The organism is Paraburkholderia sp. EB58 (assembly GCF_050436665.1).
In the GTDB taxonomy this organism is placed as follows: Bacteria; Pseudomonadota; Gammaproteobacteria; order Burkholderiales; family Burkholderiaceae; genus Paraburkholderia.
Window position 1 is genome coordinate 249,875 of record NZ_JBNDMQ010000010.1, and the last position, 26,402, is coordinate 276,276.

General features: G+C 61.7%; 22 protein-coding genes. 16 read left to right on the forward strand and 6 right to left on the reverse strand.

Annotation, left to right across the window (positions count from 1 at the left end):
- The first annotated feature begins 20 nt into the window (after positions 1 to 20).
- From P3T40_RS17565 to P3T40_RS17595, 7 genes are all read left to right on the forward strand, one after another.
- Entirely contained in the window at positions 21 to 2,084 is a 2,064-nt protein-coding gene (locus tag P3T40_RS17565) for an FAD-dependent oxidoreductase (RefSeq protein WP_429268993.1), read from the forward strand.
- A 2-nt stretch (positions 2,085 to 2,086) separates the two neighbouring features.
- The gene (locus P3T40_RS17570) at positions 2,087 to 4,006 is read left to right on the forward strand and encodes a (Fe-S)-binding protein (RefSeq protein WP_429268994.1); all 1,920 of its coding nucleotides are present in this window, start codon (positions 2,087 to 2,089) and stop codon (positions 4,004 to 4,006) included.
- A gap of 4 nt (positions 4,007 to 4,010) precedes the next feature.
- Positions 4,011 to 5,207, forward strand: a complete 1,197-nt coding sequence (locus P3T40_RS17575; RefSeq protein ID WP_429268995.1) for an electron transfer flavoprotein subunit alpha/FixB family protein — start codon at positions 4,011 to 4,013, stop codon at positions 5,205 to 5,207.
- On the forward strand, positions 5,204 to 5,983 hold the full coding sequence (locus P3T40_RS17580) for an electron transfer flavoprotein subunit beta/FixA family protein (protein ID WP_429268996.1): 780 nt from the start codon (positions 5,204 to 5,206) through the stop codon (positions 5,981 to 5,983). The genes P3T40_RS17575 and P3T40_RS17580 overlap by 4 nt, the downstream gene beginning before the upstream one ends.
- 41 nt (positions 5,984 to 6,024) lie before the next feature.
- Positions 6,025 to 7,266 carry an aromatic ring-hydroxylating oxygenase subunit alpha gene (locus P3T40_RS17585; RefSeq protein WP_429268997.1) on the forward strand — a complete coding sequence of 414 codons (1,242 nt, stop codon included), beginning with the start codon at positions 6,025 to 6,027 and terminating at the stop codon, positions 7,264 to 7,266.
- Positions 7,267 to 7,310: 44 nt separating this feature from the next.
- Positions 7,311 to 8,450, forward strand: a complete 1,140-nt coding sequence (locus tag P3T40_RS17590; RefSeq protein ID WP_429268998.1) for an FAD-binding oxidoreductase — start codon at positions 7,311 to 7,313, stop codon at positions 8,448 to 8,450.
- A 200-nt stretch (positions 8,451 to 8,650) separates the two neighbouring features.
- Positions 8,651 to 9,469 carry a glycine betaine ABC transporter substrate-binding protein gene (locus P3T40_RS17595; protein ID WP_429269020.1) on the forward strand — a complete coding sequence of 273 codons (819 nt, stop codon included), beginning with the start codon at positions 8,651 to 8,653 and terminating at the stop codon, positions 9,467 to 9,469.
- Between the two features lie 715 nt (positions 9,470 to 10,184).
- On the opposite strand, the gene purU is transcribed toward P3T40_RS17595, so the two are convergent.
- A complete protein-coding gene (gene purU, locus P3T40_RS17600) occupies positions 10,185 to 11,057 on the reverse strand; it encodes a formyltetrahydrofolate deformylase (protein WP_429268999.1) in 873 nt (290 codons plus the stop codon).
- 250 nt (positions 11,058 to 11,307) lie between these two features.
- The gene (locus P3T40_RS17605; RefSeq protein WP_429269000.1) at positions 11,308 to 12,210 is read right to left on the reverse strand and encodes a choline sulfate utilization transcriptional regulator; all 903 of its coding nucleotides are present in this window, start codon (positions 12,208 to 12,210) and stop codon (positions 11,308 to 11,310) included.
- A gap of 148 nt (positions 12,211 to 12,358) precedes the next feature.
- Here P3T40_RS17605 and betC point away from each other — a divergent pair, with 148 nt between their 5' ends.
- The 3 genes from betC (at position 12,359) to P3T40_RS17620 (ending at position 16,360) form a co-directional block, all read left to right on the forward strand.
- Positions 12,359 to 13,897 carry a choline-sulfatase gene (betC, locus tag P3T40_RS17610; protein WP_429269001.1) on the forward strand — a complete coding sequence of 513 codons (1,539 nt, stop codon included), beginning with the start codon at positions 12,359 to 12,361 and terminating at the stop codon, positions 13,895 to 13,897.
- Positions 13,898 to 13,971: 74 nt separating this feature from the next.
- Positions 13,972 to 14,928: a choline ABC transporter substrate-binding protein gene (locus P3T40_RS17615; RefSeq protein WP_429269002.1), complete on the forward strand. Its 957-nt coding sequence runs from the start codon at positions 13,972 to 13,974 to the stop codon at positions 14,926 to 14,928.
- Positions 14,929 to 15,217: 289 nt separating this feature from the next.
- Positions 15,218 to 16,360 (forward strand): porin, encoded by a 1,143-nt coding sequence (locus tag P3T40_RS17620; RefSeq protein WP_429269003.1) that lies wholly within the window; start codon positions 15,218 to 15,220, stop codon positions 16,358 to 16,360.
- 86 nt (positions 16,361 to 16,446) lie between these two features.
- Here the strand turns inward: P3T40_RS17620 and P3T40_RS17625 are convergent, their stop codons facing one another.
- Positions 16,447 to 17,445 (reverse strand): GlxA family transcriptional regulator, encoded by a 999-nt coding sequence (locus tag P3T40_RS17625; RefSeq protein ID WP_429269004.1) that lies wholly within the window; start codon positions 17,443 to 17,445, stop codon positions 16,447 to 16,449.
- Positions 17,446 to 17,779: 334 nt separating this feature from the next.
- On the opposite strand from P3T40_RS17625, the gene P3T40_RS17630 reads away from it, so the two are divergent.
- The 5 genes from P3T40_RS17630 (at position 17,780) to P3T40_RS17650 (ending at position 22,330) form a co-directional block, all read left to right on the forward strand.
- Positions 17,780 to 18,748 (forward strand): choline ABC transporter substrate-binding protein, encoded by a 969-nt coding sequence (locus P3T40_RS17630; RefSeq protein WP_429269005.1) that lies wholly within the window; start codon positions 17,780 to 17,782, stop codon positions 18,746 to 18,748.
- Positions 18,749 to 18,848: 100 nt separating this feature from the next.
- A complete protein-coding gene (locus P3T40_RS17635) occupies positions 18,849 to 19,778 on the forward strand; it encodes a 3-keto-5-aminohexanoate cleavage protein (RefSeq protein WP_429269006.1) in 930 nt (309 codons plus the stop codon).
- Positions 19,779 to 19,818: 40 nt separating this feature from the next.
- Positions 19,819 to 20,784, forward strand: a complete 966-nt coding sequence (locus P3T40_RS17640; protein ID WP_429269007.1) for an L-carnitine dehydrogenase — start codon at positions 19,819 to 19,821, stop codon at positions 20,782 to 20,784.
- A gap of 48 nt (positions 20,785 to 20,832) precedes the next feature.
- Positions 20,833 to 21,324: a thioesterase family protein gene (locus P3T40_RS17645; RefSeq protein WP_429269008.1), complete on the forward strand. Its 492-nt coding sequence runs from the start codon at positions 20,833 to 20,835 to the stop codon at positions 21,322 to 21,324.
- A 40-nt stretch (positions 21,325 to 21,364) separates the two neighbouring features.
- A complete protein-coding gene (locus P3T40_RS17650) occupies positions 21,365 to 22,330 on the forward strand; it encodes an alpha/beta hydrolase (protein WP_429269009.1) in 966 nt (321 codons plus the stop codon).
- Between the two features lie 13 nt (positions 22,331 to 22,343).
- Here P3T40_RS17650 and P3T40_RS17655 read toward each other — a convergent pair whose 3' ends face one another.
- Positions 22,344 to 22,646, reverse strand: coding sequence for a DUF3331 domain-containing protein (locus tag P3T40_RS17655; RefSeq protein WP_429269010.1), 303 nt, complete (start codon positions 22,644 to 22,646; stop codon positions 22,344 to 22,346).
- 348 nt (positions 22,647 to 22,994) lie between these two features.
- On the opposite strand from P3T40_RS17655, the gene P3T40_RS17660 reads away from it, so the two are divergent.
- Positions 22,995 to 24,074: an AI-2E family transporter gene (locus P3T40_RS17660; RefSeq protein ID WP_429269011.1), complete on the forward strand. Its 1,080-nt coding sequence runs from the start codon at positions 22,995 to 22,997 to the stop codon at positions 24,072 to 24,074.
- 37 nt (positions 24,075 to 24,111) lie between these two features.
- Here the strand turns inward: P3T40_RS17660 and P3T40_RS17665 are convergent, their stop codons facing one another.
- Positions 24,112 to 24,948 carry an alpha/beta hydrolase gene (locus tag P3T40_RS17665; protein WP_429269021.1) on the reverse strand — a complete coding sequence of 279 codons (837 nt, stop codon included), beginning with the start codon at positions 24,946 to 24,948 and terminating at the stop codon, positions 24,112 to 24,114.
- 75 nt (positions 24,949 to 25,023) lie between these two features.
- A complete protein-coding gene (locus P3T40_RS17670) occupies positions 25,024 to 26,133 on the reverse strand; it encodes an OpgC domain-containing protein (RefSeq protein ID WP_429269012.1) in 1,110 nt (369 codons plus the stop codon).
- Positions 26,134 to 26,402: the final 269 nt, after the last annotated feature.

A 26,402-nucleotide genomic window follows, 5' to 3' on the forward strand; every position in this document is an offset into this window, starting at 1 on the left:
ACCGCCCGAGGTCGTCCGCGATGCGTTACCCGAATCTGTTCAAACCTTTGACGCTGAACCAGTTGACGCTGCGTAACCGCATTGTCAGCACGGCGCACGCCGAGGTCTATGCCGAACCGGGCGGTCTGCCCGGCGACCGCTACATCCGATACTACGAAGAAAAGGCCAAGGGCGGCGTGGGGCTGGCTGTGTGTGGCGGCTCGAGTCCGGTGTCGATCGATAGCCCGCAAGGGTGGTGGAAGTCGGTCAATCTTTCGACCGACAAGATCGTCGATCCGCTCGGGCGTCTCGCCGAGGCGATGCACCGCCACGGCGCGAAGATCATGATTCAGGCGACGCATATGGGACGTCGTTCGGCATTTCATGGCGAGCATTGGCCGCATCTGATGACGCCGTCGGGCGTGCGCGAGCCGGTGCACCGTGGCAATGCCAAGATCATCGAAGAAGAGGAAATTCGCCGCATCATCGCGGATTTTGCAGCGGCCGCGAAGCGTGTGCAGCAGGCTGGCATGGACGGCATCGAAATTTCCGCGGCCCACCAGCATCTGATCGATCAGTTCTGGAGCCCACGCACTAACTTCCGTACCGATGAATGGGGCGGCAGTTTGCAGAACCGGCTGCGCTTCGGCGTCGAAGTGCTAACCGCTGTGCGTGAAGCCGTAGGGCGCGATTTCTGCGTCGGCTTGCGCATGTGCGGCGACGAGTTCCATGAAGATGGACTAGACCACGAACAGTTGAAGGAGATTGCCCAGGCGATGTCCGAGACGGGCCTGATCGACTATATCGGCGTGATCGGCTCCGGTGCGGATACGCACAACACGCTCGCCAACTGCATGCCGCCGATGGCGTTGCCGCCTGAGCCGTTCGTGCATCTGGCAGCGGGGATCAAGTCGGTTGTGAAGCTGCCGGTGATGCACGCACAGAGCATTCGCGATGCGGGCCAGGCAGAGCGTCTGCTGGCCAACGGCATGGTCGATCTGGTCGGCATGACGCGCGCGCAGATCGCGGATCCGCATATGGTCATCAAGATCCGCGATGGCCGCGAAGATGAGATCAAGCAGTGCGTGGGCGCGAATTATTGTATCGACCGCCAGTACAACGGTCTGGACGTGCTGTGCGTGCAAAACGCCGCGACCTCGCGCGAAGCGACGATGCCGCATGTGATCGAAAAGTCCCGTGGCCCCCGTCGCAAGGTGGTGGTGGTCGGCGCGGGTCCTGCGGGACTCGAAGCGGCCCGCGTCGCGCGGTCGCGTGGCCATGACGTCGTATTGTTCGAAAAGAGCGATGCCGTTGGCGGCCAGATCATGTTGGCTGCGAAGGCGCCGCAGCGCGAACAGATGGCCGGTATCGTCCGCTGGTTCGACATGGAAACGAAACGCCTTGGCGTGGACCGGCGCCTCGGAGTCGCTGCCGACGACAAGATGATTCTGGCCGAGAAGCCGGACATCATCGTGCTCGCCACAGGCGGCTCGAGCTTTACGCAGCAGGTGCCGGCATGGGGCGTTGAGGAAGGCCTCGCGGTCAGTTCGTGGGACATTCTCGCGGGCCGCGTCGAGCCGAAGCAGAACGTGCTGGTCTATGACGGCGTCAGCACGCATGCGGGTGCAGGCGTCGCGGACTTTATCTCCAGCCGCGGTTCGAAAGTCGAAATCGTCACGCCCGACGTGAAGGTGGCGGACGACGTCGGTGGCACGACCTTCCCGATTTTCTATCGCCGACTCTATGCACAGGGCGTGATCCACACGCCGAACTACTGGCTCGATCGCGTCTACGAAGAGGACGGCAAGAAAATCGCCGTGCTGCGCAACGAGTACACCGAGGAGCAGGAAGAGCGTGCCGTCGATCAGGTGGTGATCGAAAACGGCAGCACCCCTAACGACGAGCTCTACTGGAAGCTGAAGCCGGAATCGGTGAATCGCGGCCAGGTCGACGTGCACAAGTTATTTGCCGCTGAACCGCAGCCGTCGCTTTCAGAAGAGTTGGGCAACGGCCGCTTCCTGCTGTTCCGGGTTGGCGACTGCATCTCGATGCACAACATTCACGGCGCGATCTACGACGCGCTGCGTCTCTGCAAGGACTTCTAACGATGAGCCCGGCGTTTCTCATCACTGCATTGCTGTGGGTATCGGTCGCCGGCCTCGCGTTTGCGGTCGCGAAGCGTTCGTCCTACTGGCGGCTCGGACGCGCGACGGCGGCGGGTGCCTTCGGCTGGACCAACCTGCTGACGATCCCCAAGCGCTATTTTGTCGATCTGCACCATGTGGTGGCGCGCGATCCGTACATCGCGAAGACGCACGTCGCCACTGCGGGCGGCGCCATCGCCGCGTTTGCGCTGGTGTTCTTCAACTACGGTCTGGCGATTTACTCGCCGTGGCTCGACAAGCTGATCTTTCTTGCCGCATTGATCATGCTGGTGGGCGCGGTGTTCGTCTGGCGCCGGCGCAGCGGTGCGAAAGCAGTGCCGACACGGCTGTCGCGCGGTCCGTGGAATACCTTGCCCTGGCTGCTCGGCTCGTTCGCGCTCGGGCTGTTGCTGTTCCTGCTGCTGCCAGCCTCGACGATGTCCGGTGGACTTGCGGTGATTTTCGCGCTGCTGATCGCAGTGGGCGCCTTCGCGATGACCATGGGGGCGGCTCACGGCGGGCCGATGAAGCATGCGTTGGCCGGTTTGCTACATCTCGCGTTCCATCCGCGTCAGGAGCGGTTCGCCGGTCACGGTGACGTGCGTGCTGACGCAACGCCGCCTACTGCGCTGAAAACACCCGTGCTCGAGCAGAACGAATACGGCGTCGGCAAGCCGGTGGAATTCCGCTGGAACCAGTTATTGAGTTTCGATGCCTGCGTGCAGTGCGGCAAGTGCGAAGCGGCCTGTCCTGCGTTTGCTGCCGGTCAGCCGCTCAATCCGAAGAAGCTGATTCAGGATCTGGTCACGGGTATGGTGGGTGGCTCCGACGCAGCCTATGCCGGCAGCCCGACGCCTGGCCTCGCAGTTGGTCAGCATTCCGGCGAGCCGGATCGCGCGATCGTCTCGAGCCTGATCGAAGCGGACACGCTGTGGTCCTGCACCACCTGCCGCGCCTGTGTGCAGGAATGCCCGATGTTGATCGAGCACGTCGACGCGATCGTCGACATGCGCCGCAACCAGACGCTGGTGCATGGCACCGTGCCGGGCAAAGGTCCCGAAGTGCTGGCGAATCTGCGCGAGACCGGCACGGCAGGCGGCTACGACAAGTCTGCGCGCTACGACTGGGCGGTCGATCTGAATGCGCCAGTTGCGCAACCGGGCAAAGCGGTCGACGTGCTGCTGGTGGCCGGCGAAGGCGCCTTCGATATGCGCTATCAGCGCACGCTGCGGGCGCTGGTGACGGTGTTGAACAAGGCTGGCGTCGACTACGCGGTGTTGGGCGGGGGCGAAACCGACACTGGCGACGTGGCACGCCGTCTCGGCGACGAAGCCACCTTCCAGCGCATGGCGAAGCAATTGACCGGCACGTTGGCCAACCTGACGTTCAAGCGCATCGTTACCGCCGACCCGCACGTCATGCACAGCCTGCGCAACGAATACCGCGCACTGGGTACGCGTTTCGAAGTGCTGCATCACACGAGCTTTATCGCAGGACTGGTGGCATCCGGCAAGCTGTCGCCGAAGGCCGCTGCGGCGTTGGCCGATAAACGCATCACGTATCACGATCCGTGCTATCTGGGCCGCTACAACGGCGAAACAGAGGCGCCGCGTCAATTGCTCAGGTCGATCGGCATCAAGGTGGTCGAGATGGAGCGTAACGGCAAACGCGGGCGTTGCTGCGGCGGTGGCGGAGGTGCGCCTTTGACGGACATCCCCGGCAAGCAACGCATTCCGGATATCCGCATTGCCGACGCACGGGCGATTGGCGCCGAGGTCGTCGCGGTGGGTTGCCCGAACTGCACGGCGATGCTCGAAGGTGTCGTCGGTCCGCGTCCGGACGTACTCGACGTAGCCGAACTCGTTGCTGCGGCGTTGGAGTGAAGCGATGAACACGATCCTCAAACGTATCGATCCCCGCAGGCCATTCACGATCACGGCGGCAGGGCTCAGGCGCATTACGCTTGGCGCGGTGGTGGAAGCAGGGGCGGTGCAGGATGACGCACTTTGTGCGGCACAAGCCCATCAACATGGCGCTACGCATGGCGGTGCCACCAAGCCGCGTCGTACGACGCAAGCTGCGCGGCGCACGCTGCTGGTGGTCGCCCATAGCGACCGCGGCTCGCTGGATGAACATGCTCGCCAAACGCTCGCTGCTGCTGCTTTGATTGCCGATGCGCAAACGCAAGTTGCATTGCTGGTGCTCGGCGAGCTGAAAGACGATGCCGCTGTGCTCGGCGCTGATAAGGTGATCGAAGTGTCGTCGTTCGACCGCAGGACGTTCGCGCCTGAAGGCGAGTTGCAGGCGCTGGCGGCTTGTGTCGCACAGCTTGCCCCCGCGCACATCCTGATCCCCGACAACACCACGGGCGGCGGCGACCTTGGCCGCCGTTACGCGGCTTATGCGCGGGCGAGCGTCGCGACGCATGTGGTCGAACTCTCCGCGACGCACGTCGGAAGCTATGTCCACGCGAAGAAAGCATTCGCGACGCGCGCTCTGCCCGATATTGTTTTGCTCGCCGCGGGCGCAGTGGATCCGCGCTTGCCGTTTGTCGGCGCGGGCGAGCGGCTGGAGATTCCCTTTGTCGCGGCAGGCAGCAAGTCCGTCGGCGGCGCCTATCGCGACCTCGGCATCGAGGAAATCGACGCCGCTCAGGTTGCACTCGAGGAAGCGGATTTCATCGTCTCCGCGGGCAATGGCGTAACCGATGTGGGCGCCTTCGAGAAGCTGGCAGGCGCATTCGGCGCGGCGATCGGCGCAAGCCGCGTGGCGGTCGACAACGGCATGTTCACGCGCGACAAGCAGATCGGTGCGACCGGCAAGACCGTCGAGGCGAGCGTGTATATCGCCTTCGGCATCTCCGGCGCGGTTCAGCATTTGCAAGGCATCAAGGATTGCCGCCACGTGATCGCCGTCAATCTCGACGGCAGCGCACCCATTGTCAAGCGGGCCAACCTCACCATCATCGGCGATACGCAGGCCACCATCGCGTCGTTGATGGACGCCGTCGCGCTGGCGCGTTCGTCACGGGCGGCGGTTAGCACGCCAATCACCGTGGCGGTTGTCGAAGGAGTCGCAGCATGAGCCGCACGCTGACACGGATTGCGGTGCTCGTTTCGGTAGGACGTCACCCCGTAAGCGGCGTGGCGCGCTATAGCCGCAACGATGCCGCCGCACTGGAAATAGGGCGTACGCTGTCGCGTCAGCTCGGCGCGCGACTCGATACGCTGCACGCTGGGGACCCATTGAATCCCGCGCTGGAAGACTATCTGGCGCTCGGTGCGGAGCGTGTCGAGGTGCTTGCCTGCGGTGAGGACGACGACGCGGTTGCCGCGTTGGCGGTCCGGTTGCAGGACTACGACCTGGTTTTGACCGGCACCTGCGCAGAGGGCGCATTCGACAGCGGCATGCTGCCGTATCAACTGGCGGATGCGCTCGGCTATCCACTGGTCGGCGCGGCCGTGGAAGCTTCTGTCGCTGAAGGGCGCGTTACCGTGCGGCAATTCTTGCCGAAAGGTGTTCGTAGGCGTGTCGAGGCCGCGCTGCCTGCCGTGGTGGCCGTGCATCCACTTGCCAGCGTCACGCCGCGCTATGCGTACGCCCGCCAGCAGGCCGGCTCCATCGATGTCTCGCACGTCAACCCGCCCACCAACGCCGAGGCTGGCCAGTGGACGGTGGCCGCCGCCCAGCGCAAGCCCGTTCGCCTCACCGCCCAGGAAAAGCGTTCCGGCCACGCGCGAATGCTTTCGGCGACCACCACGGAAAGCCGCGGCGGCAGCGTCGTAATTGAAGGGACTTCAGTCGAAAAAGCACAAGTGATCCTCGGCTATTTGCGCGAGCATCAACTCATCGATTACTGATTTTGCGCCGCACCACGGCCGCGAGGAATTCCGGAGCACACATGAAAGTATCGGCAGACATTCACGCGCTGGTCGACCGGCGCAAGAAGGGCTACAGCCTCGAAGCGCCGTTTTATCAGAGCGACGACATTTTTGCGCTCGACATGGAAGCTATTTTTCGCAAGCACTGGATACAGGTCGCTGTCGAGCCGGATATTCCCGAGCCGGGTGACTACACGACCGTTCAAATCGGCAACGATTCGATCCTGATCGTGCGTGACGACGACATGCAGGTGCGGGCTTTTCACAACGTCTGCCGTCATCGCGGCGCACGGCTGTGCAACGAGGACAAGGGTTCGGTGGGCAATATCGTCTGCCCGTATCACAGCTGGACGTACAACCTGACGGGCCAGTTGATGTTTGCCGAGCACATGGGCGAACAGTTCGACCGCTGCAAGCACAGTCTGAAAACGGTTCACGTTCAGAGTCTCGCCGGGTTGATTTTTATTTGCCTCGCAGAAGAACCGCCGATTGACTTCGAAGTGATGCGCGCTGCCATGGAGCCTTATCTGCTGCCGCATGATCTGCCGAACTGCAAGATCGCAGCGACCGTCGACATCATCGAGAAAGGCAACTGGAAGCTGACGATGGAAAACAACCGCGAGTGCTATCACTGCGTCGCGAACCATCCCGAGCTGACCATCTCGCTGTACGAATACGGTTTTGGCTATCAACCGTCGCCGGCCAATGCCGACGGCATGGCGGCCTTCGAGCGCGAGTGCGTGGAACGTTCCGCGCAGTGGGAAGCGCTGCATCTGCCGTCTGTCGAAGTGGACCGTTTGTCTGACGTGACCGGTTTTCGCACGCAACGTTTGCCGCTCGATCGCAGCGGCGAATCGCAGACGCTCGATGCGAAAGTGGCGTCGAAGAAACTGCTCGGTGAATTCAAGCAAGCCGATCTGGGCGGTCTGTCGTTCTGGACCCAGCCGAACTCGTGGCACCACTTCATGAGCGATCACATCGTGACGTTCTCCGTGATTCCGCTTTCGACCGGCGAAACGCTGGTGCGCACGAAATGGCTTGTGCACAAGGACGCGAAAGAAGGCATCGACTACGACGTGAAGAACCTGACCGCTGTCTGGAATGCGACCAACGATCAGGACCGTGCGCTGGTCGAATATTCGCAGCGCGGCGCAGCGAGCAGCGCGTACGAGCCGGGACCGTACTCGCCGTACACCGAAGGGCTCGTCGAGAAGTTCAGCGACTGGTATATCCAGCGCCTCGCAGCAAAAATCAACGAGTGAAGACGGATTAACAACTGGATGCCTGGCGGCAGGTGGAGCGAACAATGATGCGGGATGCGGCAACCTTCGAACCCGTTGAAAGCCGGCTGACCAAGCCGCAATTCTGGGGCGCGCTGCCGGCGCGCTGGACGAGCGACGTCGAAGAGACGCTTGTCTGCTGCCAGGTGCGTCAGGAAACGCATGACGTAAAGAGCTTTTTCTTCCGCTCGCCGGGCGGGCATGGCTTTTGTTTCGAGCCGGGCCAGTTCGTGACGCTCGAACTGGAGATCGATGGCGAGACCATCAACCGGTGCTACACGATTTCGTCGTCGCCGACGCGTCCGCATACGATCTCGATCACGGTGAAGCGGGTGCCGGGCGGCAAGGTGTCGAACTGGCTGCACGACAACCTGCAAGCCGGTGCGCAGGTGCGCGTGCTGGGACCGTCCGGAGAATTCACCTGCGCGCGGCATCCGGCGCGTAAGTATCTGTTCTTGTCGGCGGGCTCGGGCATTACGCCGCTGATGTCGATGAGCCGCGCGTATCACGAATTAAGCGAAGACCGCGACATCGTGTTCGTGCATAGTGCCCGCACACCGGACGACATCATCTTCGCGCGCGAACTCGATCTGATTGCGTCGAACCAGAGCAATTTCCGCACGTCGTTTGTGTGCGAGCGGCTTGGTTCACGAACGAACTGGCCCGGCGTCACCGGGTTCCTCACGCTGCCGCTGCTCAAGCTGATCGCGCCGGACTTTATGGAGCGCGAAGTATTCACTTGCGGGCCGGCGCCTTATATGAAGGCCGTGCGCGACCTGCTGGAAGAAGCCGGCTTCGATCGTAAGCACTATCACGAGGAGAGCTTCTCGTTCGAGACGCTCATCGAAGACGCGCCAGAACTGCTTGCCGAAGTTGCGCCGGCTGAGAACGGCGCGACCACGAGCACCTTTACGGTGAGTTTCGCGCGCAGCAACCGCGAAATTAGCTGTGGCACGGATCAGCACGTCCTGGATGCAGCCAGGCAGGCCGGTGTGCGTTTGCCTTCCTCGTGCACACAGGGCATGTGCGGCACCTGCAAGGTCAAGCTGGTGTCGGGACAGGTGGAGATGAAACACAACGGCGGCATCCGTCAGCGCGAGATCGACCAGGGCATGGTGCTGCTGTGTTGCAGCAAGCCGCTCTCGGATCTCGTGGTAGAGAAATAGTCTGTTGAATTTGGCGTGTATGCAGGTCGTATTTGGACCGCGTCGCGTTTAGACAAGCAGACGTCGCAAAGCTTACTTCGTGGCGATTTCTGGCTGGTGATTCTAAAGGCTCACCGCGTGTGGCGGGTACAAGGAGATCGACCATGAAAGGCTTGAAAAAGCAGCTGCTTTGCAGTGCCTTGGGGGCTGCGCTGATCACGATGATGGGCGCAAGCATCACAGCGACCGCCGACACGAAGCCGACGATCAAGATCGGCTACGTGGAAGGTTGGGACGATAGCGTGGCGACGTCGAACGTCGCGGCCGAGGTGATCCAAAAACGTCTGGGCTATCCGGTGCAGCTCGTGCCGGTAGCGGCCGGCATCATGTGGCAGGGCGTGGCGCGCGGCGATCTGGATGCGACGCTCTCGGCCTGGCTACCGGTGACGCAGGGCGCGTACTGGGATCAGTTCAAAACCAAGGTGGCAGACCTCGGTACCAACTTCCCGGACGCGAGGATTGGCTTGATCGTGCCGGCTGACGTGCCGGAAGCGAGCATTGCGGATCTTGAAGCGCATAAGGCGGACTTTGGCGGACGCATCGTCGGCATCGATGCGGGCGCTGGGGTGATGAAGAAAACGGACGACGCGATCAAGGCCTATAGCCTCGATTATCAGTTGATGCCGAGTTCGGGCAGTGCAATGACGGCGGAACTTGCGCGCTCGATGCATGCCAATAAACCTGTGATCGTTACGGGCTGGGCACCGCACTGGATGTTTGCGAAGTGGAAGCTCAAGTTCCTCGACGATCCGAAGAAGGTTTACGGCGACGCCGAACACGTCGACAATGTGATCAACCCCGGGCTTGAGACAAAGGCAGCACCCGTGGTTGCGTTTCTAAAGAAATTTCAATGGAAGCCGGGCGAAATCGACAGCGTGATGCTGGCGACGCAGAACGGTGCCAAGCCTGCCGCTGCAGCTGATGCGTGGATTGCCGCTCATGGCGACCGTGTGGATAGCTGGGTGGCTGGAGCGCAGTGATTTTTTGTTTGTCTGGCTGACGGCTTCGGGGTTGTTTTCTTAAGGCGTTGGCCTTTCCTTGCTTTGTTATTGGTCTGGTTTGGTTTTGGTTGTTTTCTTACGGCGTTGGCCTTTCCTTGCATTCTTAGTGGTCTATTAGGTTCGCCCCTGTGCGGGGCGGCACCTACTTTCTTTGCCGCCGCCGCAAAGAAAGTAGGCAAAGAAAGCGGGCTGCAACCGCCAGCCCGTAGTGAGCCATCTCGGTCTTCGACCGGGAACGGCCCAATACGAGACCTGCCCCGGCACCACACGCGCCAGTGACAAAGCATTCATCCGTTCCAGCGTTGCGCTGCGCCCCGCCGTCGGGTAGAGCGTGTTTTGTGGCACGGTTGTCTTCCCAGGTAAACCCATCCGCGACGCGTGCGGAGCGGGGTGGATGAGCGCTGTGCCACTCACGTGGATGGTGCGAGGGGCGGTCTCGTCTTCGGACCACTAACTGACGACTTCCGAGGCGGACACCTACGAGCTGGCGGTTGGAAGCCCGCTTTCTTTGCCTACTTTCTTTGCGGCGGCAAAGAAAGTAGGTGCCGCCCCGCATAGGGGCGAAGCTAATAGACCACTAAGAATGCAAGGAAAGGCCAACGCCGTAAGCGAACAACCCGGGGCAAACCACAAAGAAATCAACGAAAGGCCAACACGGTAGGAACGCAACCAAACAGCCGCGCAGCGAGAAGAATCACAAAACCACAGTCCGCTCCCCATTAATAAAAACGCGCCGCTCGACGAAAGCCTTAACGGCCCTGGCAAGCGTAATACATTCAACATCACGGCCGACTGCCAGCAACCGCTCAGGCCCAAACGAATGATCCACCCGCTCAACAACCTGCTCGATAATAGGCCCTTCATCCAGATCATCAGTAACAAAATGCGCAGTAGCCCCAATCAACTTAACCCCACGCGCGTGCGCCTGATGATATGGCCTCGCCCCCTTAAATCCAGGCAAGAACGAGTGATGAATATTAATCGCCCGCCCGGCAAGCGCACGACTAGTCTGGTCTGAAAGAATCTGCATATACCGGGCAAGAATTATCAACTCAGCACCACTAGACTCAAACAACTCGAGCACCTGAGCCTCCTGCAACGAACGAGTCTCAGCAGAAACAGGCAGATGCCGAAACGGCAATCCATGCTGCACCGCGAGCCCCTCAAGATCAGGATGATTAGAAACAATCCCAACGATATCCATCCTGAGCTCCCCCATCTTCCAGCGGAACAGCAAATCCGCGAGGCAATGCTCGAGCTTGGACACCATGATCAAAACCTTCGGCCGCGCAGCGACATCGTGAATCGCCCAGGTCATATCGAAGTCTGACGCAATAGGCCTAAACTCACGCCGCAAAACGTCAATCTGCAACGAGGCTTCAGCACTAACTCCATGAAACACACAGCGCACAAAAAACCTCGCGCTGATGTCGTCGTCGAAGACCGTCAACTCGTCGACATAACAATGGTGCCGCTCGAGAAAACCAACAACGGCGGCAACCTGGCCTGCCGCGCTCGGGCATGACAGGGTCAGGGCGAACTGATGGGAGCGATCGGTGGCGGGCATGCGGTTCCTTGGCTTCGATAGGGATACCTGCGCAATCGCATGCAGAACGGCGCAACTGCGCGCGCGGGAATGCCAAAGTAAACCAAGCCAGATTTCCCGCGAATAGAATCGAAACGCCGTGATGCTGGTATCGGCGCGTCAGCACGACGCGCTGCAATGCGTCGAAGCAGTCAATGGGCGCGCCGATCCACCTGAGCGCACGGCCGCCGCCGGATATGGCAGCACGCAGGATCGCACTGCGCGTCGCGCCTCACGCGCATTCGTCGAATAACCAGCGCCGGAACAAGGGCACCGCCGCCGCTTCGGGCCGCGCCTGTGGACACACGAGGAAATAGCCGCGCGACGTCACCACCGGCTGGTCGAGCAGCCGCACCAGTTGCCCCGTCGCGAGCAATTCGTCGATCAGCGGAGTCCAGCCCAGCGCGATGCCCTGGTTCATCAGCACCGCATGAATCACCAGCGCGTAGCTGTTAAATGTGATGCCGTGCCGGTCGGCGGGCGGGTGGAGATCGTGAGCGGCAAACCAGTCGCTCCATGCGAGCCAGCGTTCCGGTTCCGTGGGCTGCACATGCAGTAAGGGCAAGCTTGTGAGATCGGCCGGATGGGCGACCTCAGGATGGGCGTCGCGAAACGCCGGCGAGCAAACTGGCGTGACTTCCTCGGTAAACAGGCGCGTCGACGTACACGGCGCCCAGTCACCGTCGCCGAATGCAATGGCGATATCCGCATGGTCGTGGCGCGGATCGAAAGCCGCCTGCGAAGTGATGATCTTTACGTTCACTTCCGGCATCAACTGCTTCAGGCGCGTCAGCCGTGGCATCAGCCAATAGGTCGCAAAACCGAAATCGGTCAGGATCGTCAATTCGCCAGTCGCACGGCGGGCACGAATATCGGCCGTGGCCACACGGATGGTGTCGAGGCTTTGGCGGACCGCCTCGAAGAGCCGTTCGCCTTCCGGAGTGAGCGAAACGCCGCGGTGCCCGCGCGCGAACAGCGGCGTGCCGAGATCTTCCTCCAGTTGCACGACGCGCTGGCTCACTGCCGGCTGCGTGGAGCCGAGCTCGCGCGCCGCCGCCGTAAAGCTGGCAAGGCGCGCTGCCGATTCGAACACCGACAACGTCTGCATCGGCGGCAAACGATCCTGTCTCGGCATAAGTCCCCCTTATGGGTCGATAAGCATTGAGCGTCTTCACAGCGCGTTTGTGAGCGGCAATAGTGAAGACACTCGCGCATGACGCATACATTCCACGGCGCCGCGCGTCAATCGCGTGGAAATCTTCAGATTCTAATCGACCCCGCTCATGAGCCTTAACACAAAGCAGAATATCCTTATCCTGATGGCTGATCAGATGACGCCATTCGCATTGCAGGCCTACGGTCATACTATTTCGCGCACGCCGCGTCTCGATGCCTTGGCCCGCGAAGGGGTCGTATTCGATTCCGCTTATTGCGCGAGTCCCCTGTGCGCGCCGGCGCGCTTCTCGATGCTGGCCGGCAAATTACCGTCGAACATAGGCGCCTACGATAACGCCGCCGAATTTCCGGCGCAAACCCTGACTTTCGCGCACTATCTGCGGGCGGCCGGTTACCGCACCATTCTGTCGGGCAAGATGCATTTCTGCGGTCCGGATCAGTTGCACGGCTTCGAGGACCGGCTGACAACCGACATCTATCCGGCTGACTTCGGCTGGGTGCCCGACTGGTCGCAGCCTGAAGTGCGCCCAAGCTGGTATCACAACATGAGTTCGGTGCTCGACGCCGGCCCGTGCGTACGCACCAACCAGCTTGATTTCGACGACGAGGTTACCTTTACCGCTCGCCAGAAGCTCTTCGACATCGCCCGCGAACGTCAGGCAGGGCGCGATCAACGGCCATTCTGTCTGGTCGCCTCGCTCACGCATCCGCACGATCCGTATGCGATTCCGCAGGAATACTGGGACTTGTACCGTGACAACGAGATCGACCTGCCACGCACTTCGCTCACTGCCGAGCAAAGCGATCCGCACTCGCGGCGCCTGCGCATCGTCTGCGAAACCGACCGCACGCCGCCCACCGAGCAGCAGGTGCGCAATGCCCGCCACGCTTATTACGGCGCGCTTTCGTACGTCGATCGTCAATTCGGCGCCATTCTCGATGCGCTCAATGCCACGGGACTCGCTGACGACACCATCGTGATCGTCACGTCCGATCACGGCGAGATGTTGGGCGAGCGCGGCCTTTGGTACAAAATGACCTGTTTTGAAGGTGGCATTCGCGTGCCGCTGATCGTGCATGCACCGAAGCGCTTCGCCGCCCATCGCGTGTCCGCGTCGGTGTCGCACCTCGATCTGCTGCCGACGCTCGTCGAACTCGCGACCGGCGCGCGCCGCACCGAGTGGCCGGACTCCGTCGACGGCCGCAGCCTCGTGCCGCATCTGCAGGGCGACGGCGGTCACGACGAGGCGATCGGCGAATACCTGGCTGAAGGCGCGCTGGCGCCGATCGTCATGATCCGGCGCGGCGACTTCAAGTACATTCATTCGCCGGTCGATCCAGACCAGCTCTACCACCTGGCCAATGACCCGCAAGAGCTCACCAACCTCGCCACGAGTCCCGCATTTGCCGACGTGCTTGAAGCATTCCGAGCCGAAGCAGCAGGCCGCTGGGATCTGCCGAGGCTGCACGAAGCAGTGCTGGCGAGCCAGCGGCGGCGCCGCTTTCATTTCGAAGCCACGACGCAGGGCCGCATTCAGTCATGGGACTGGCAGCCGTTCAACGACGCCAGCCAGCGCTACATGCGCAATCACATCGAACTCGACACGCTCGAAGCGATGGCGCGTTTCCCTCGCGTGACACCATAGCCGGCAGCTGAACCGATTGAACGCATCAAGCGCGTCGAGCGAAATTTAACAAACTGACCGTACCGGAGCTCACCATGAAACGACGTTGGACTTTATTGCTTTCCACGTTATTAGCCTCGTTGTTCGGCCTCGCGAGCGTCGCGGCCACTGCGGCGGACCCGCAAAGCTGCACGCAGGTACGTATGGCCGATCCGGGCTGGTCCGATATCGACGCGACCAATGCCGTCACCGGTCTGCTGTTGAAGGGACTGGGCTATCAGCAGAACGTATCCAACCTGTCGGTGCCGATCACGTATCAAGGCCTTAAGAAAGGGCAGATCGACGTTTTCCTCGGCAACTGGATGCCTGCCCAGGGGCCGCTGGTGAAGCCCTTCGTCGAGGAACATTCGGTCGACGTACTGCACGCCAACCTGACCAATGCGAAGTTCACGCTCGCCGTGCCGGACTATGTTGCCGCTGCGGGCGTGCATTCGTTCGCGGACCTCGTCAAGCACGCGGACCAGTTCGACGACAAGATCTACGGCATCGAACCGGGCGCGCCGGCTAACCAGAACATCAAGAAAATGATTGCCGACAAGGCGTTTGGCCTCGGTGACTGGAAGCTGGTCGAGTCGAGCGAGACGGGCATGCTGACCCAGGTGGAACGGGCGGTGCGGGACAAAAAGTGGATAGTATTTCTCGCGTGGGAACCGCATCTGATGAACACCAAGTTCCATCTCACGTATCTCTCGGGCGGCGATGCGTACTTCGGCCCGAACTACGGTGGCGCCACTGTCAACACGGTTACGCGAGCGGGCTTCGCGGGACAATGTACGAACCTCGCGAAGTTGTTCCAGCAGGTCACGTTCAACGTCGACCTCGAAAACCAGATCATTACCAATGTGCTGCAAAACAAAGTCGATGTGAATACGGCCGCGCTCCATGCGTTGCAGGCCAATCCTGAGTTGCTGTCAACGTGGCTCAAAGGCGTGACGACCATTAGTGGTGCAGATGGTTTGCATGCGGTTCAAGCGTCGTTAGGGCTGCACTAGCGTCAACAAACAGCATGACAAGCGCTCCTGAAGAAGCGCGTCATGCTCGTTGCATCGCGGCACTTCTTTAGCATTTTCCCTCGTTGTCGCAATCAGACCAATCGGCGTCGCCTGTGGTCGAGTTGCCGGAAATATGGGCTTGTACTGTCCCATCATCGTCGCTTTGATTGCGTGCAAACACGCGGCGAGCGCTCCAAAGACGGCGCGTCATTCCAGCAAGCTCGGGCCGTTCCGCTGCTTTCTGCGCGGAACGCTCTTCCCATCGACAAAGGCAAGAGAGAACGACACAATGAAAAGAAAGAGTGCCGCAGCACTGTCCGGCGTAGCCTTCGCGCTCGCCAGCGTCCCCACCGTCAGTCAGGCCCAAAGCAGCGTCACGCTGTATGGGATTGTGGATGCGGGCATCACCTATGTCAGCAATACCGGGGGCTCGCACGTCGAGAAGTTCGACGATGGCATCGCGTATGGCAATCGCTTTGGCTTCAAGGGTAGCGAAGATCTGGGTGGTGGATTGTCTGCGGTGTTCGTCCTTGAAAGCGGCTTTCACCTCGGCACGGGAAATCTGGCCTTCGGCGGCGCTGAATTTGGCCGACAGGCGTATGTCGGCCTGAAGAACCAATGGGGCACGCTGTCGTTCGGCAATCAGCTCGACCTGACCAATGAGATGGTGTCGATCTACAACATCTCGGCATGGGGCAGCGGTTATGCGATCCACCAAGGCGACTTCGATCGCTTCAACGGCGACCGCCTGCCGAACTCGGTGAAGTTCCTCTCGAATGACTTCTCGGGCTTTACCTTTGGCGGCTTGTATTCGTTCGGTGGCGTCGCGGGCGACTTCCATCAGAACAGTGCTTACAGCCTGGGCGCACACTACGCGAACGGTCCGTTCACGATGGGGATGGCGTACACGCAGTTGAACAATCCATTCGGCATCTACGCATTCGATCCGTACGCGATGATCGGCACGAGCACCTTCCTCGGTCGGCCGACAATCAGCGTTAATCCGACCACCGGTGCGATTACCGATCTCTATTCGAGCACCTCGTTTGCGGTCGACAAGCAGGGCACTTTCGGCGTCGGCACCAGCTATGCAATCGGCAATGTGACGTTGAACGCGGACTATACGTACACGACGATCAAGGGCAACGGCGAGTCGTCGCATATGCAGGTCGGCGAAGGCGGCGCGAACTGGCAGATCACGCCGTCTTTCAGTGCGGTTGGCGGCTACCAGTACACGAGCTTCGAGGGACACCACTGGAATCAGGGCACGCTCGGGCTGCATTACCTGCTGTCGAAGCGCACGGACGTGTATATCTCCGGCGACTATCTGAAGGCATCGAGCGGCGTGGATGCGGTGATCGGGTATAGCTTTACGCCGTCCACGACGAGCACGCAGGCGGACGTGCGGATCGGCATGCGGCATTCGTTCTAAATTGCATCTGCGAGAGCGCCGCTGGCCAGGACTGTCGTCGGGGCGCCCAAGCTACCCAGCCGCCTTGCAGTGAGGGTTTCCGCCGGTCAGTCCACGGTAACGTTCTGCGGCGGCGCCTCCGTCTTATCTGCCACCCCCGCATTCCCCAACGGACTACGATCCCTGCGCGGACTTGCCCCAAACCGTGCCCGGTAGGTGCGCGAAAAGTGCGACGGCGATTCGAACCCACATGCCACGCAGATCGACGTGATCGTCATGTCAGTCTGCTGCAGTAACTCACGCGCACGATTGAGCCGTAGCTGCTGATAGAAATGCGTCGGCGTGTCCTTGAGCGCAGCGGAAAACAGCCGCTCCAGTTGCCGTCGCGTCACGCCTATCTCCTGCGCGAGTTCGTCCGGTGCGAGCGGGTCTTCCATATGCTGTTCCATCACGCCAATTACCTGGATTAGCTTACGGTTGTGCACGCCGTAACGTGCGGCGATTTCCATACGCTGATGGTCCGAGCGCTGCCGGATCCGGCTGACCACAAACTGCTCCGAGACAGCGGACGCCAGCGCCGCGCCATGATTGCGGCCAATCAGGTCGAGCATCATGTCGATGGACGCCGTGCCGCCTGCACACGTGATGCGGTGCCCGCTGATCTCGAACAGTTCCTGACTGGCCGTAAGCGACGGATAGCGCTCGGAAAACGCCGACAGCGCTTCCCAATGCAAGGTCAGGCTGTCTGCGGGTCTGAAGAGGCCCGCTTCGGCGAGAATAAAACTGCCAGTGTCGATTCCGCCCAAGGTCGCGCCTTCACGGTCCAGCCGTTTGAGCCAGCTACCGAGCCCGCGCGTATAGCAGGCGAGCGGCTCGAACCCGGCCACCACGAACAGTGTTTGCGCGTGCTTGACCGCGTCGAAGGCCGCCTCGGCGCTCAGCGAAATACCGTTGCTTGCGGCCACCGGCGCCCCATCGATGCTGAGGATATGCCAGCGGTACAGGTTGTCGCGGAAGCGGTTCGCCACCCGCAACGGCTCGACTGCTGACATGAAGCCGATCGCCGAAAAGCCCGGCAGCAACAGAAACGAAATATCTTCGGGCATCGTGCGGCGACTCGGGCGTGGGCAAGCGTTTTGGGGAACGGGCAAAAGCGTAACAAGCGGGGCACGCGGCGGCAAGGTTCGTCAATATTCGCCGCCATGACGTTGTAAACGCCCCCTCATTGTGCCGTGTGGCCGATGCTGCACCGCACCTGCCGCCATGCTGGTTTTCCCTCATGGTCGCGGCGAGGCAAGAACGGGTCGCTGACGGTCGCTTTGCGCAGAATATGAGCTTGTACCTTTACGTCACACCACGCAGTCCAGCATGTCCGGTTGGCCGCCCGCTGTGCGGCCTGATTCGAAACACGCAATCAAACGTGTCCGAAAGGGGAATGTCATGAAGTTGAGCGTCAAAGCCTTGCCCGTCTGTCTTGCGGCCGCTGTTGCCTCATTTGCCGCCGCGGTCGTTTTTGCGCAGCCGGCCTTCGCGCAGGATCCGGAGTCCTGCCGCGCGGTGCGCTTTGCCGATATCGGCTGGACCGACATTACGTCCACCACTGCACTCGCTTCTACCGTATTCGAAGGGCTCGGCTATCAGCCGGTGACGACCGTGGCTTCGGTGCCGATCTCGTTCGCCGGGCTCAAGACCAAGCAGCTCGACGCTTCGCTCGGCTACTGGTGGCCGGTGCAGGAAAAGGCCATTGCGCCGTTCGTCGACGCGAAGGCGATCAACGTGTTGCAACCGCCTAACCTGACCGGCGCCAAGGCCACCTTCGCGGTGCCGACCTACGAATACGATGCGGGCCTCAAGACCTTCGCGGATATCGCAAAGCATCGCGCCGAACTCGACGGCAAGATCTACGGCATTGAGCCCGGCAGTAGTGCGAACGCGGCGATCCAGAAGATGATCGCGACCAACCAGTTCGGCCTCGGCGGTTTCAAGCTGATCGAGTCGAGCGAGGCAGGCATGCTGGTGACGGTCGATCGCGCCGTGCGCGACAAGAAATGGGTGGTGTTCCTGGGCTGGGAACCGCATCCGATGAACATCACCATTGACATGAAGTATCTGAGCGGCAGCGATGGCGTGTTCGGCCCCAACGATGGCGATGCGCGCGTCTACACGCTGACCTCGACGGACTTTCTGGCCCGCTGCCCGAATGCGGGCAAGCTGGTCAGCAACCTGCACTTCACGACCCAGCTTGAAAACGTTGTCATGCAATCGGTGATGAACAAGGAAAAGCCCGCTGATGCCGCCAAAGACTATCTGAAGAAGAACCCGCAGGTGCTTGACGCGTGGCTCGCGGGCGTGAAGACCTATGACGGCAAGGATGGGTTGCCGGCGGTGAAGGCTTATCTCGGCCTTTGACCGGCGTACTTACGCAAAGGAAGAAGTCCAAAACACTGCCGCAGCAAGCTGAATCTGCAAACAAACAAACAAACAAACGAACGAACAGGACTTGGCACGCATGAACCATGAAGTAATCGTGACCTGTGCGGTCACCGGCGCAGGCGACACCGTCGGCAAACACCCGGCTATTCCGGTGACCCCGAAGCAGATCGCCGAGGCCGCGATCGAAGCCGCGAAAGCGGGCGCCACCGTCGCACATTGCCATGTGCGCGATCCAAAGACGGGGCGTGGCAGCCGTGACCCGAATCTGTATCGGGAAGTGGTGGACCGCATCCGATCGTCGGGCACCGACGTGATCATCAACCTCACGGCAGGCATGGGCGGCGATCTCGAGATCGGCCCCGGCGAGGACCCGATGCGCTTTGGCGCGAGCACCGATCTGGTCGGCGGTCTCACGCGTCTCGCCCATGTCGAGGAACTATTGCCGGAAATCTGCACGCTCGATTGCGGCACGCTCAATTTTGGTGATGGCGATTACATCTACGTTTCTACACCCGCGCAACTGCGTGCCGGTGCAAAACGCATCCAGGAACTGGGCGTGAAGCCGGAACTGGAAATCTTCGATACCGGGCACCTGTGGTTTGCCAAACAGTTATTAAAGGAAGGACTCCTTGATGCGCCGCCGCTGTTCCAGATCTGTCTCGGCATTCCGTGGGGAGCGCCCGCTGACACGACGACGATGAAGGCCATGGCTGACAATCTGCCGCCCGGCGCGCATTGGGCGGGCTTCGGCATCGGCCGCATGCAGATGCCGATGGTGGCCCAGGCGATGCTGCTCGGCGGCCATGTGCGCGTCGGCCTCGAAGACAACATCTGGCTCGACAAGGGTGTTCACGCAACCAATGGCACGCTGGTACAGCGCGCGGTCCAGATCATCGAGCGGCTTGGCGGACGGGCGCTCACTCCGGCGGAAGGGCGCAAGAAGCTCGGTCTGCTGGCGCGCGGCGAGCGGCTACTGGAACGCCGTGCGGTCGAACAATTCGCATGAAGATGCACAACCGACACCTCTTCGCAAAGGATCGTCAGCAATGGCAGTGATCGTCGATATCAAGACATTTGCAGCAATCGGGGCAGGCGTAATCGGCAGTGGCTGGGTGGCACGCGCGCTGGCTCATGGACTCGATGTGGTGGCATGGGATCCGGCGCCCGGTGCCGAGAAGCAGTTGCGCGACAACGTCGCGAACGCGTGGCCCGCGCTGGAGCGGGTCGGGTTGGCGCCGGGGGCGTCGCAGGATCGTTTGCGGTTTGTTAGTACAATTGAAGAATGCGTGGCGCAGGCGGATTTCATTCAGGAAAGCGCACCTGAACGAGAAGAGCTCAAGCTCGCGTTGCACGAGCAGATCAGCCGTGCCGCGAAACCGGACGCGATTATCGGGTCGTCCACGTCGGGTCTGCTGCCAAGCGACTTCTATGCGCGAGCCGTTCATCCCGAGCGTTGTGTGGTCGGGCATCCGTTCAATCCGGTGTATCTGCTGCCGCTCGTGGAAGTGCTGGGCGGCGAGCGCACGGCGCCTGCTGCGATTGAAGCGGCCATCAGGATCTATCGTTCGCTCGGCATGCGGCCGCTGTGGGTGCGCAAGGAAGTACCGGGTTTCATCGCCGACCGTCTGCTCGAAGCGTTATGGCGCGAAGCGCTGCATCTGGTCAACGAAGGCGTGGCAACGACCGGCGAGATCGACGATGCGATCCGCTTCGGTGCGGGGATCCGCTGGTCGTTCATGGGCACGTTCCTGACCTACACGCTCGCCGGCGGCGATGCGGGGATGCGCCATTTCATGCAGCAGTTCGGTCCGGCGCTGGAGTTGCCGTGGACCAAACTGGTGGCGCCGAAGCTCACGGACGAACTGATCGACCGCGTGGTCGACGGCACCGCCGAACAGGTCGGGCCGCGTTCGATAAAGGCACTCGAGCGTTATCGTGACGATTGCATCACCAGCGTACTCGCGGCGATAGACGAGACCAAGGCGCGTCACGGCTTGCGTCCGGAAGACTGACCGCGGTAGCCTTGAGAGTCATTGTGCGAGCAAGGGAGACCATTGAAGATGCCGAATAACGTACCGCTACCCACATACCGCAATACCGTGCGCGCGGAGTGGGTGGACTACAACGGCCACTTGCGCGACGCGTTCTACATGCTGATTTTCAGCTTCGCAACTGATGAGCTGATCGATCAGATTGGTCTGCCCGATGCGGTTCGCCGTGCACGTGGCCGTTCAATCTACACGCTCGAGGCGCATATCAATTACCTGCACGAGATCAAGGAGGGCGCTCAGGTAAGCGTCGAGATGCGGCTGCTTGCGCATGACGCGAAGCGCCTGCATCTGTACCTCGAGATGTTTGCCGATGGTGGCGCGGAACCGGTAGCGGCGAGCGAACAGATGCTGTTGCACGTCGATACCAGCGGCCCGCGGTCAGTGGCGTTCGATGACGATGTCTCCGGGCACGTGCATGCACTCGCGACTGCGCATGCAGCGCTACCTCCTCCGACTTACGCGCGGAGCGTGATCGGCTTGCCGGCGAAAGTGCGCGGCTAGTTCGCGGGCACAGAACACCGGAGTGCAAAGGAGCGGGACCATGCTCGAGCGTGAAATCGCTGCGTTCGTCGAACGAACCTACGCGATCTATCCCGCCAATACCGCAACACTGCCGGCCGTGCAGCAGCGCGCGATCTACGATCGCTACGCCGCCGCCTTTACGCCGCCATTGCCTGCGGGCGTGCAAGTGGAGAACGCCAGTTTCCGGACGCGATTGGGCCATTCAATCCGGTTGCGTTTGTATCGCCCTAGTGCGCAAGGTCCAGAGCCAATGGGCACCTTGCTGTTCTTTCATGGCGGCGGTTTTGTGGTCGGCTCGCTGGACAGTCACGAGATCGTGACGGCGCGCCTCGCGGCCGATACGGGCCTATGTGTGATCGCAGTGGATTACCGTCTCGCGCCCGAACACCGCGCGCCCGCCGCGCATGACGACTGCCTTGAAGTCACCCTCGCGGCGCTCGAAGGCCGCTTGCCGTTCGCATCGTTGCCGGCGCCGTTACAGCTCGCCGGTGACAGCGCGGGCGGCAATCTGGCGGCGAGTGTGGCGATGGCGTTGCGCGATCGCGGGATAGACGGAGTGCGTGGCATGGCGCTGATTTACCCGATGCTGGGCGCCGAACCGCAGTTGCCGGCCCGCGATACTGAAGCGCACGCGCCGATGCTGAGTCTCGCCGACGTCTACGCCTTCCGGCGTCTTTACTGGGGCGGCAGGTGGGATGAAAGGCACGATGACACGGCGGCGCTAGCATGGACGCTACCACTTCATGCAGGCCGCTTCGACGGCTTGCCCAGGACTCTCGCGATTGGTGTCGAACATGACCCGTTGCGCGACGACGCACGCGTCTTCGCAGAGCGAATCCGTGCAGCGGGCGGCCAGGCTCAAGCGTGGCCAGGCACGGGACTGGTACACGGCTGCTGGCGTGCGCTATCGACAAGCCCAGCCGTGCAACAACTGCACGCCACCGTCTGTCGCTTCCTGATCGAGACCGCGCAGGGGCGCGACTAACTTTCCGCGTTGCTTACGCCGCGGCTTTCAATTCCCCAACCAGGCTGCACAGCGTCTCTACGGAAATCATCGCGGAGGCGTTTGAGGGCGCGGGGCGTTCGGCCGGCTTGAACACGGCATCGCCGCGACGGATCTTGCGGCGCGACACCGCGCACGTGCCGGATGTATGCGCGGAGCGGCGGCGCCAGCGCTGCTCGCCGTAGTGGCAGCGCCCAGGCTCGACCCAGCGGATCACCAGCGTGGTGTCGGAGCGCTCCAGAATCTCGATACGTACGCCATTGGCACCGTCAAGGGGGAAGGACTCTATGGTCTTCATCGTCGGCTCCGTATATGTGGTGTGGCGAATGTATTCCTGCGCGAGCCTGAGAGCCATTGTGTGCCAGTTGAAACACTGTTCTCGAAATAGCAACAATGCCACTTGACTTCAGCGAAGATACGAAAAGACGTGGGTTTGCGGGTCGCTCAGTGCGCTTTTTTCTTATAGGGCGGATTTTTGCAACGCAGTGTTGTTTGCAGCGCGACGTGCGGTGGCGTGCAATTGGCGAGGCGGAGGGCGTGAGGCGCTGACTCCTTTAAGATATCAGCATTGACGAGCCGAGCCGGGGCTAGTGTAGCTGGTTTGCGATTTTCCGGTCGGCTCGTGCACATATTTCAGAGAGGTCACATGGTCATACCCCCGCCCGCAGCGTCGCCTAAATCTGAGCCACCGAATCGTCAGAAAATGCAGCAGGCGGCGTCCGCGGCGCTGTACATCGGCCTAGTGCTGCTGGCCTTGTGGATCATCCGCGATTTTCTGCCGGCCGTCGGCTGGGCCTGTGTGATCGCGATCGCGCTGTGGCCGCTGCTCCGCAAAATCGAAGATCACGACTGGTTCACGGGACGCACCACGCTGGTCGCCACCATCCTGACGCTGGGCGTTGCTTTGCTGGTGGTGTTGCCGGTTGCAATCGGCGTCGGCCAGGCAACCCATGAAGCGCACGATATGCTGGCCTGGTTCAAGGACGTGCAGGAAAACGGCATCGCCCTGCCGGACGCCGTGCGGCGCTTGCCGTTCGGCTCGCAGCAGGTGAGCGCGTGGTGGCAAGCGAATCTCACCCAGCCGCTGCGCGAGTCACCCGCCATGAAGGGGCTGCACGGTCAAGCCGTCGTCACGTTCGGCCGGCACTTCGGCGCGCGCGCCGCCCGGATTCTGGTGGTGTTCGGTTTTATGCTGGTTACGCTATTTGTTATTTTCCAGGCGGGACCGCGCCTTTCGGGGGCATTGCTCAAAGGGGCGCGGCGCGCCTTCGGTAGCAACGGCGCGCAGTTGCTCGAGCGGATGGCCGCCGCGGTGCGCGGCACGGTGGCAGGGCTTGTGGTGGTGGGGATCGGTGAGGGCGCGTTGCTCGGGATCGCTTATGGCGTGGCCGGCGTGCCGCACGCCACGCTCCTTGGGTTCGTGACCGCGGTCGCCGCCATGCTGCCGTTCTGCGCGCCCATCGTGTTCTGCGGCGCGGCCCTGTGGCTCTTCGCGCAGGGGATGATGGCGTGGGCCGTCGGCCTCGCTGTGTTCGGCTTCGTGGTCGTGTTCATCGCGGAACACTTCGTGCGGCCGGTGATCATCGGCAACTCGACCCGCTTGCCGTTCCTGTTGGTGCTGTTCGGGATTCTGGGTGGCGCTGAGACCTTCGGGCTGCTGGGCCTCTTCATCGGCCCCGCACTGATGACGGTGCTGATGGTGCTGTGGAAAGACTGGGTGCGGTAGCGCCCAGGTTTGCGCTTGCGCGGCGGCCGTTGCCGGACTAATGGTCCGGCGGCTGCTGTGCTGCCGGTTTGGCGCAGGCGAGGGTGTATTTCAACGCGGCAGGTAGCAACGCGCTCCAGACGTCCCACGTGTGAGCGCCGTTGATGATGCGCAGCGCCGCCGGGTTACCCGCCAGCCGCAGGTTGGTATAGAGCACGGAAGCGTCGGCCTGGATCGTCAGGTCGTCGTCGCCGGCGCCGATGAATATCGGCAGCCGGTATGGGCCGCTCATATAGCGGTCCCATTGCGCCGGATAGTTGAGCGCATGCCACACATGCAGATCGAACTGGCGCTCGCCGAACACGCCGACCCGGCGTGCGGCTGACGTCGGCGGCGGTTCGTTTGGATAGATCGCTGGGCTCAGCAGCATGGCCCCGCAGAACTGCTCCGGCTGCGTCATCGCATAGCGCAGCGCGCCGAAGCCGCCCATCGAGACTCCGCCGATCATCCGCCCGTTGCGCTGATTCGCCACCGCATACTGCGTTTCGATTTCGGGCAGCAGGTCGCTGAAGAACGCCGTCTCCATTTGCTCCTTGCGATCCACATACCAGTCCGTGCCGCCTTGCGGCATCACGATGACAACGGGCGGAATCTCCTTGCGTTCGATCAGCGTATCCGCAGTGCTCTGCAGATGGCCCTGTGAGATCCAGTCGTTGGCGTTGCCGTTGTTGCCGTGCAGAAGGTACAGCACCGGGTAGCGCGGGCCGTTGATTCGATAGCCGGTGGGCAGGTAGACCGTGTAGGCCCAGTCGCGCTCGAGCGCGGTTGCATGAAAACTGCGGCTGACGATCGTGCTGGCGAAGGCGGACGTGCTGCTGGCGGCAGCTAAGGCCATCGCCGCAACGGCGGTGAGGGCGAGCGAAAGCAGTGCGGAATGTGACAGTCTGAACATGGCGGTGAAAGAGGGGCCTTAACTGGAGACGCCACCCGTTGCCCTGGCGCGCCACGTGAGCATTCGCGCAAGTGGCTCGAACGCCCATGCGACCGCGAACAGCGCGCCGACCGCCACGGCATCCGCGACGAGCCCGAGCGGTATGTCGAGATACCCGTCGGTGGCGGTGTACAGCAGCGAATCGACCACCAGCGAGATCACCGCGCCTGCCACGAAGCACAACAACCCCTTGCGGCCGATCATGCCCACCCACGGCAGCCATTGCGCCAGCTTCTTCGCCCAACCGAGCCGGATAAGGTTAGCGACGAGCCACGCAATCGCCAGAAAATTGCCTGCACGCAGCCATGAGAGGTTCTGCTTGAAACTGCCGTCGAGCGGGGTGCGCTCAACAAACAGTTTGTAGTACGCAGCAGCCACGACAATGCCGAACGCCAGCATGCTGACGAACCATCCTGTCCGATGCGCGCTGATCTTCTGGTAAACCGGCTGGCAACGCGTCAGGATTCCAAGCACAAACAGCAGTTGCCAGGCGAGCGGATTGAAGTCCCATTGCGTGTCTTCGACGGCGGGCAGATACCCGCCTAACGAGCGGGCCACCGCCCACAGCGCGAGGCTGCCGGCCAGCAGCCACCACGGCCGGCGGCGCGCGAGCGGCAGCACGAGCGGCACGCTCAGCGCGAAGAACGCATACATGGGCAGCACCGACGCCAGATAGGGCTGACGCCGGAACAGCAGGATATCGCGCAGCGCGGCGAGGGGCGCGTCCATGAAATCGTCGAGGTCGGTGATGGTCAGATTCGGTGCGTCGACGCTGAAGGCGATCAGGACCGCACTGACCAGCAGCATCAGGCCGGCCGTGACGAGGAACGCGCGATAAATCTCGAACGACCGGCGCAGGAAGCGATGCCGGGCGGCTGCCTCGGTGCGGCGCTCGGCGAGCTTGGCGTAGGCCGTTGCGGTGGCAAAGCCGCCAAGGAACACGAACACCTCGGCTGCATCGCACAGCGCATAGGCGTGTAGCGTGACGCGCGAGAGAATGCTGCCGCCAATGTGATCGACCACGATGAACAGCAGGACGAGTCCGCGAAAGAAGTCGAGTTCGAGCAGACGGGAGGGGGACTTTTGCATTGCGTATTACCGAAGAGAGTTCTGTTGGCCGAAGCCATTGCTTACGTAATTATTTCATGGTCTTACGATTGAGTGTGCGCAAGCGCGTTCGGCCGGTTGGCATAGGCCGCGTGGCAGCCGGTCCGCTCGCCCGAATCCAGTTGGAGCACCGCAAGCCGACCCCCAATCCCTAACCCGAAGTTCCAGTGGCGACTGGGCGAGTTAGCCCTTGTGCCACATGCACTCGGGTTGAGTTCGGGGTTCCGGTTTCTGTCTACGGGTAGATCTGT

What these genes read in the sequence shown, in the direction of transcription:
- P3T40_RS17565 (WP_429268993.1), top strand. Translation starts at nt 21, where the DNA reads ATGCGTTACCCGAATCTGTTCAAACCTTTGACGCTGAACCAGTTGACG.
- P3T40_RS17570 (WP_429268994.1), top strand. Translation starts at nt 2,087, where the DNA reads ATGAGCCCGGCGTTTCTCATCACTGCATTGCTGTGGGTATCGGTCGCC.
- P3T40_RS17575 (WP_429268995.1), top strand. Translation starts at nt 4,011, where the DNA reads ATGAACACGATCCTCAAACGTATCGATCCCCGCAGGCCATTCACGATC.
- P3T40_RS17580 (WP_429268996.1), top strand. Translation starts at nt 5,204, where the DNA reads ATGAGCCGCACGCTGACACGGATTGCGGTGCTCGTTTCGGTAGGACGT.
- P3T40_RS17585 (WP_429268997.1), top strand. Translation starts at nt 6,025, where the DNA reads ATGAAAGTATCGGCAGACATTCACGCGCTGGTCGACCGGCGCAAGAAG.
- P3T40_RS17590 (WP_429268998.1), top strand. Translation starts at nt 7,311, where the DNA reads ATGATGCGGGATGCGGCAACCTTCGAACCCGTTGAAAGCCGGCTGACC.
- P3T40_RS17595 (WP_429269020.1), top strand. Translation starts at nt 8,651, where the DNA reads ATGATGGGCGCAAGCATCACAGCGACCGCCGACACGAAGCCGACGATC.
- purU (WP_429268999.1), bottom strand. Translation starts at nt 11,057, where the DNA reads ATGCCCGCCACCGATCGCTCCCATCAGTTCGCCCTGACCCTGTCATGC.
- P3T40_RS17605 (WP_429269000.1), bottom strand. Translation starts at nt 12,210, where the DNA reads ATGCCGAGACAGGATCGTTTGCCGCCGATGCAGACGTTGTCGGTGTTC.
- betC (WP_429269001.1), top strand. Translation starts at nt 12,359, where the DNA reads ATGAGCCTTAACACAAAGCAGAATATCCTTATCCTGATGGCTGATCAG.
- P3T40_RS17615 (WP_429269002.1), top strand. Translation starts at nt 13,972, where the DNA reads ATGAAACGACGTTGGACTTTATTGCTTTCCACGTTATTAGCCTCGTTG.
- P3T40_RS17620 (WP_429269003.1), top strand. Translation starts at nt 15,218, where the DNA reads ATGAAAAGAAAGAGTGCCGCAGCACTGTCCGGCGTAGCCTTCGCGCTC.
- P3T40_RS17625 (WP_429269004.1), bottom strand. Translation starts at nt 17,445, where the DNA reads ATGCCCGAAGATATTTCGTTTCTGTTGCTGCCGGGCTTTTCGGCGATC.
- P3T40_RS17630 (WP_429269005.1), top strand. Translation starts at nt 17,780, where the DNA reads ATGAAGTTGAGCGTCAAAGCCTTGCCCGTCTGTCTTGCGGCCGCTGTT.
- P3T40_RS17635 (WP_429269006.1), top strand. Translation starts at nt 18,849, where the DNA reads ATGAACCATGAAGTAATCGTGACCTGTGCGGTCACCGGCGCAGGCGAC.
- P3T40_RS17640 (WP_429269007.1), top strand. Translation starts at nt 19,819, where the DNA reads ATGGCAGTGATCGTCGATATCAAGACATTTGCAGCAATCGGGGCAGGC.
- P3T40_RS17645 (WP_429269008.1), top strand. Translation starts at nt 20,833, where the DNA reads ATGCCGAATAACGTACCGCTACCCACATACCGCAATACCGTGCGCGCG.
- P3T40_RS17650 (WP_429269009.1), top strand. Translation starts at nt 21,365, where the DNA reads ATGCTCGAGCGTGAAATCGCTGCGTTCGTCGAACGAACCTACGCGATC.
- P3T40_RS17655 (WP_429269010.1), bottom strand. Translation starts at nt 22,646, where the DNA reads ATGAAGACCATAGAGTCCTTCCCCCTTGACGGTGCCAATGGCGTACGT.
- P3T40_RS17660 (WP_429269011.1), top strand. Translation starts at nt 22,995, where the DNA reads ATGGTCATACCCCCGCCCGCAGCGTCGCCTAAATCTGAGCCACCGAAT.
- P3T40_RS17665 (WP_429269021.1), bottom strand. Translation starts at nt 24,948, where the DNA reads ATGGCCTTAGCTGCCGCCAGCAGCACGTCCGCCTTCGCCAGCACGATC.
- P3T40_RS17670 (WP_429269012.1), bottom strand. Translation starts at nt 26,133, where the DNA reads ATGCAAAAGTCCCCCTCCCGTCTGCTCGAACTCGACTTCTTTCGCGGA.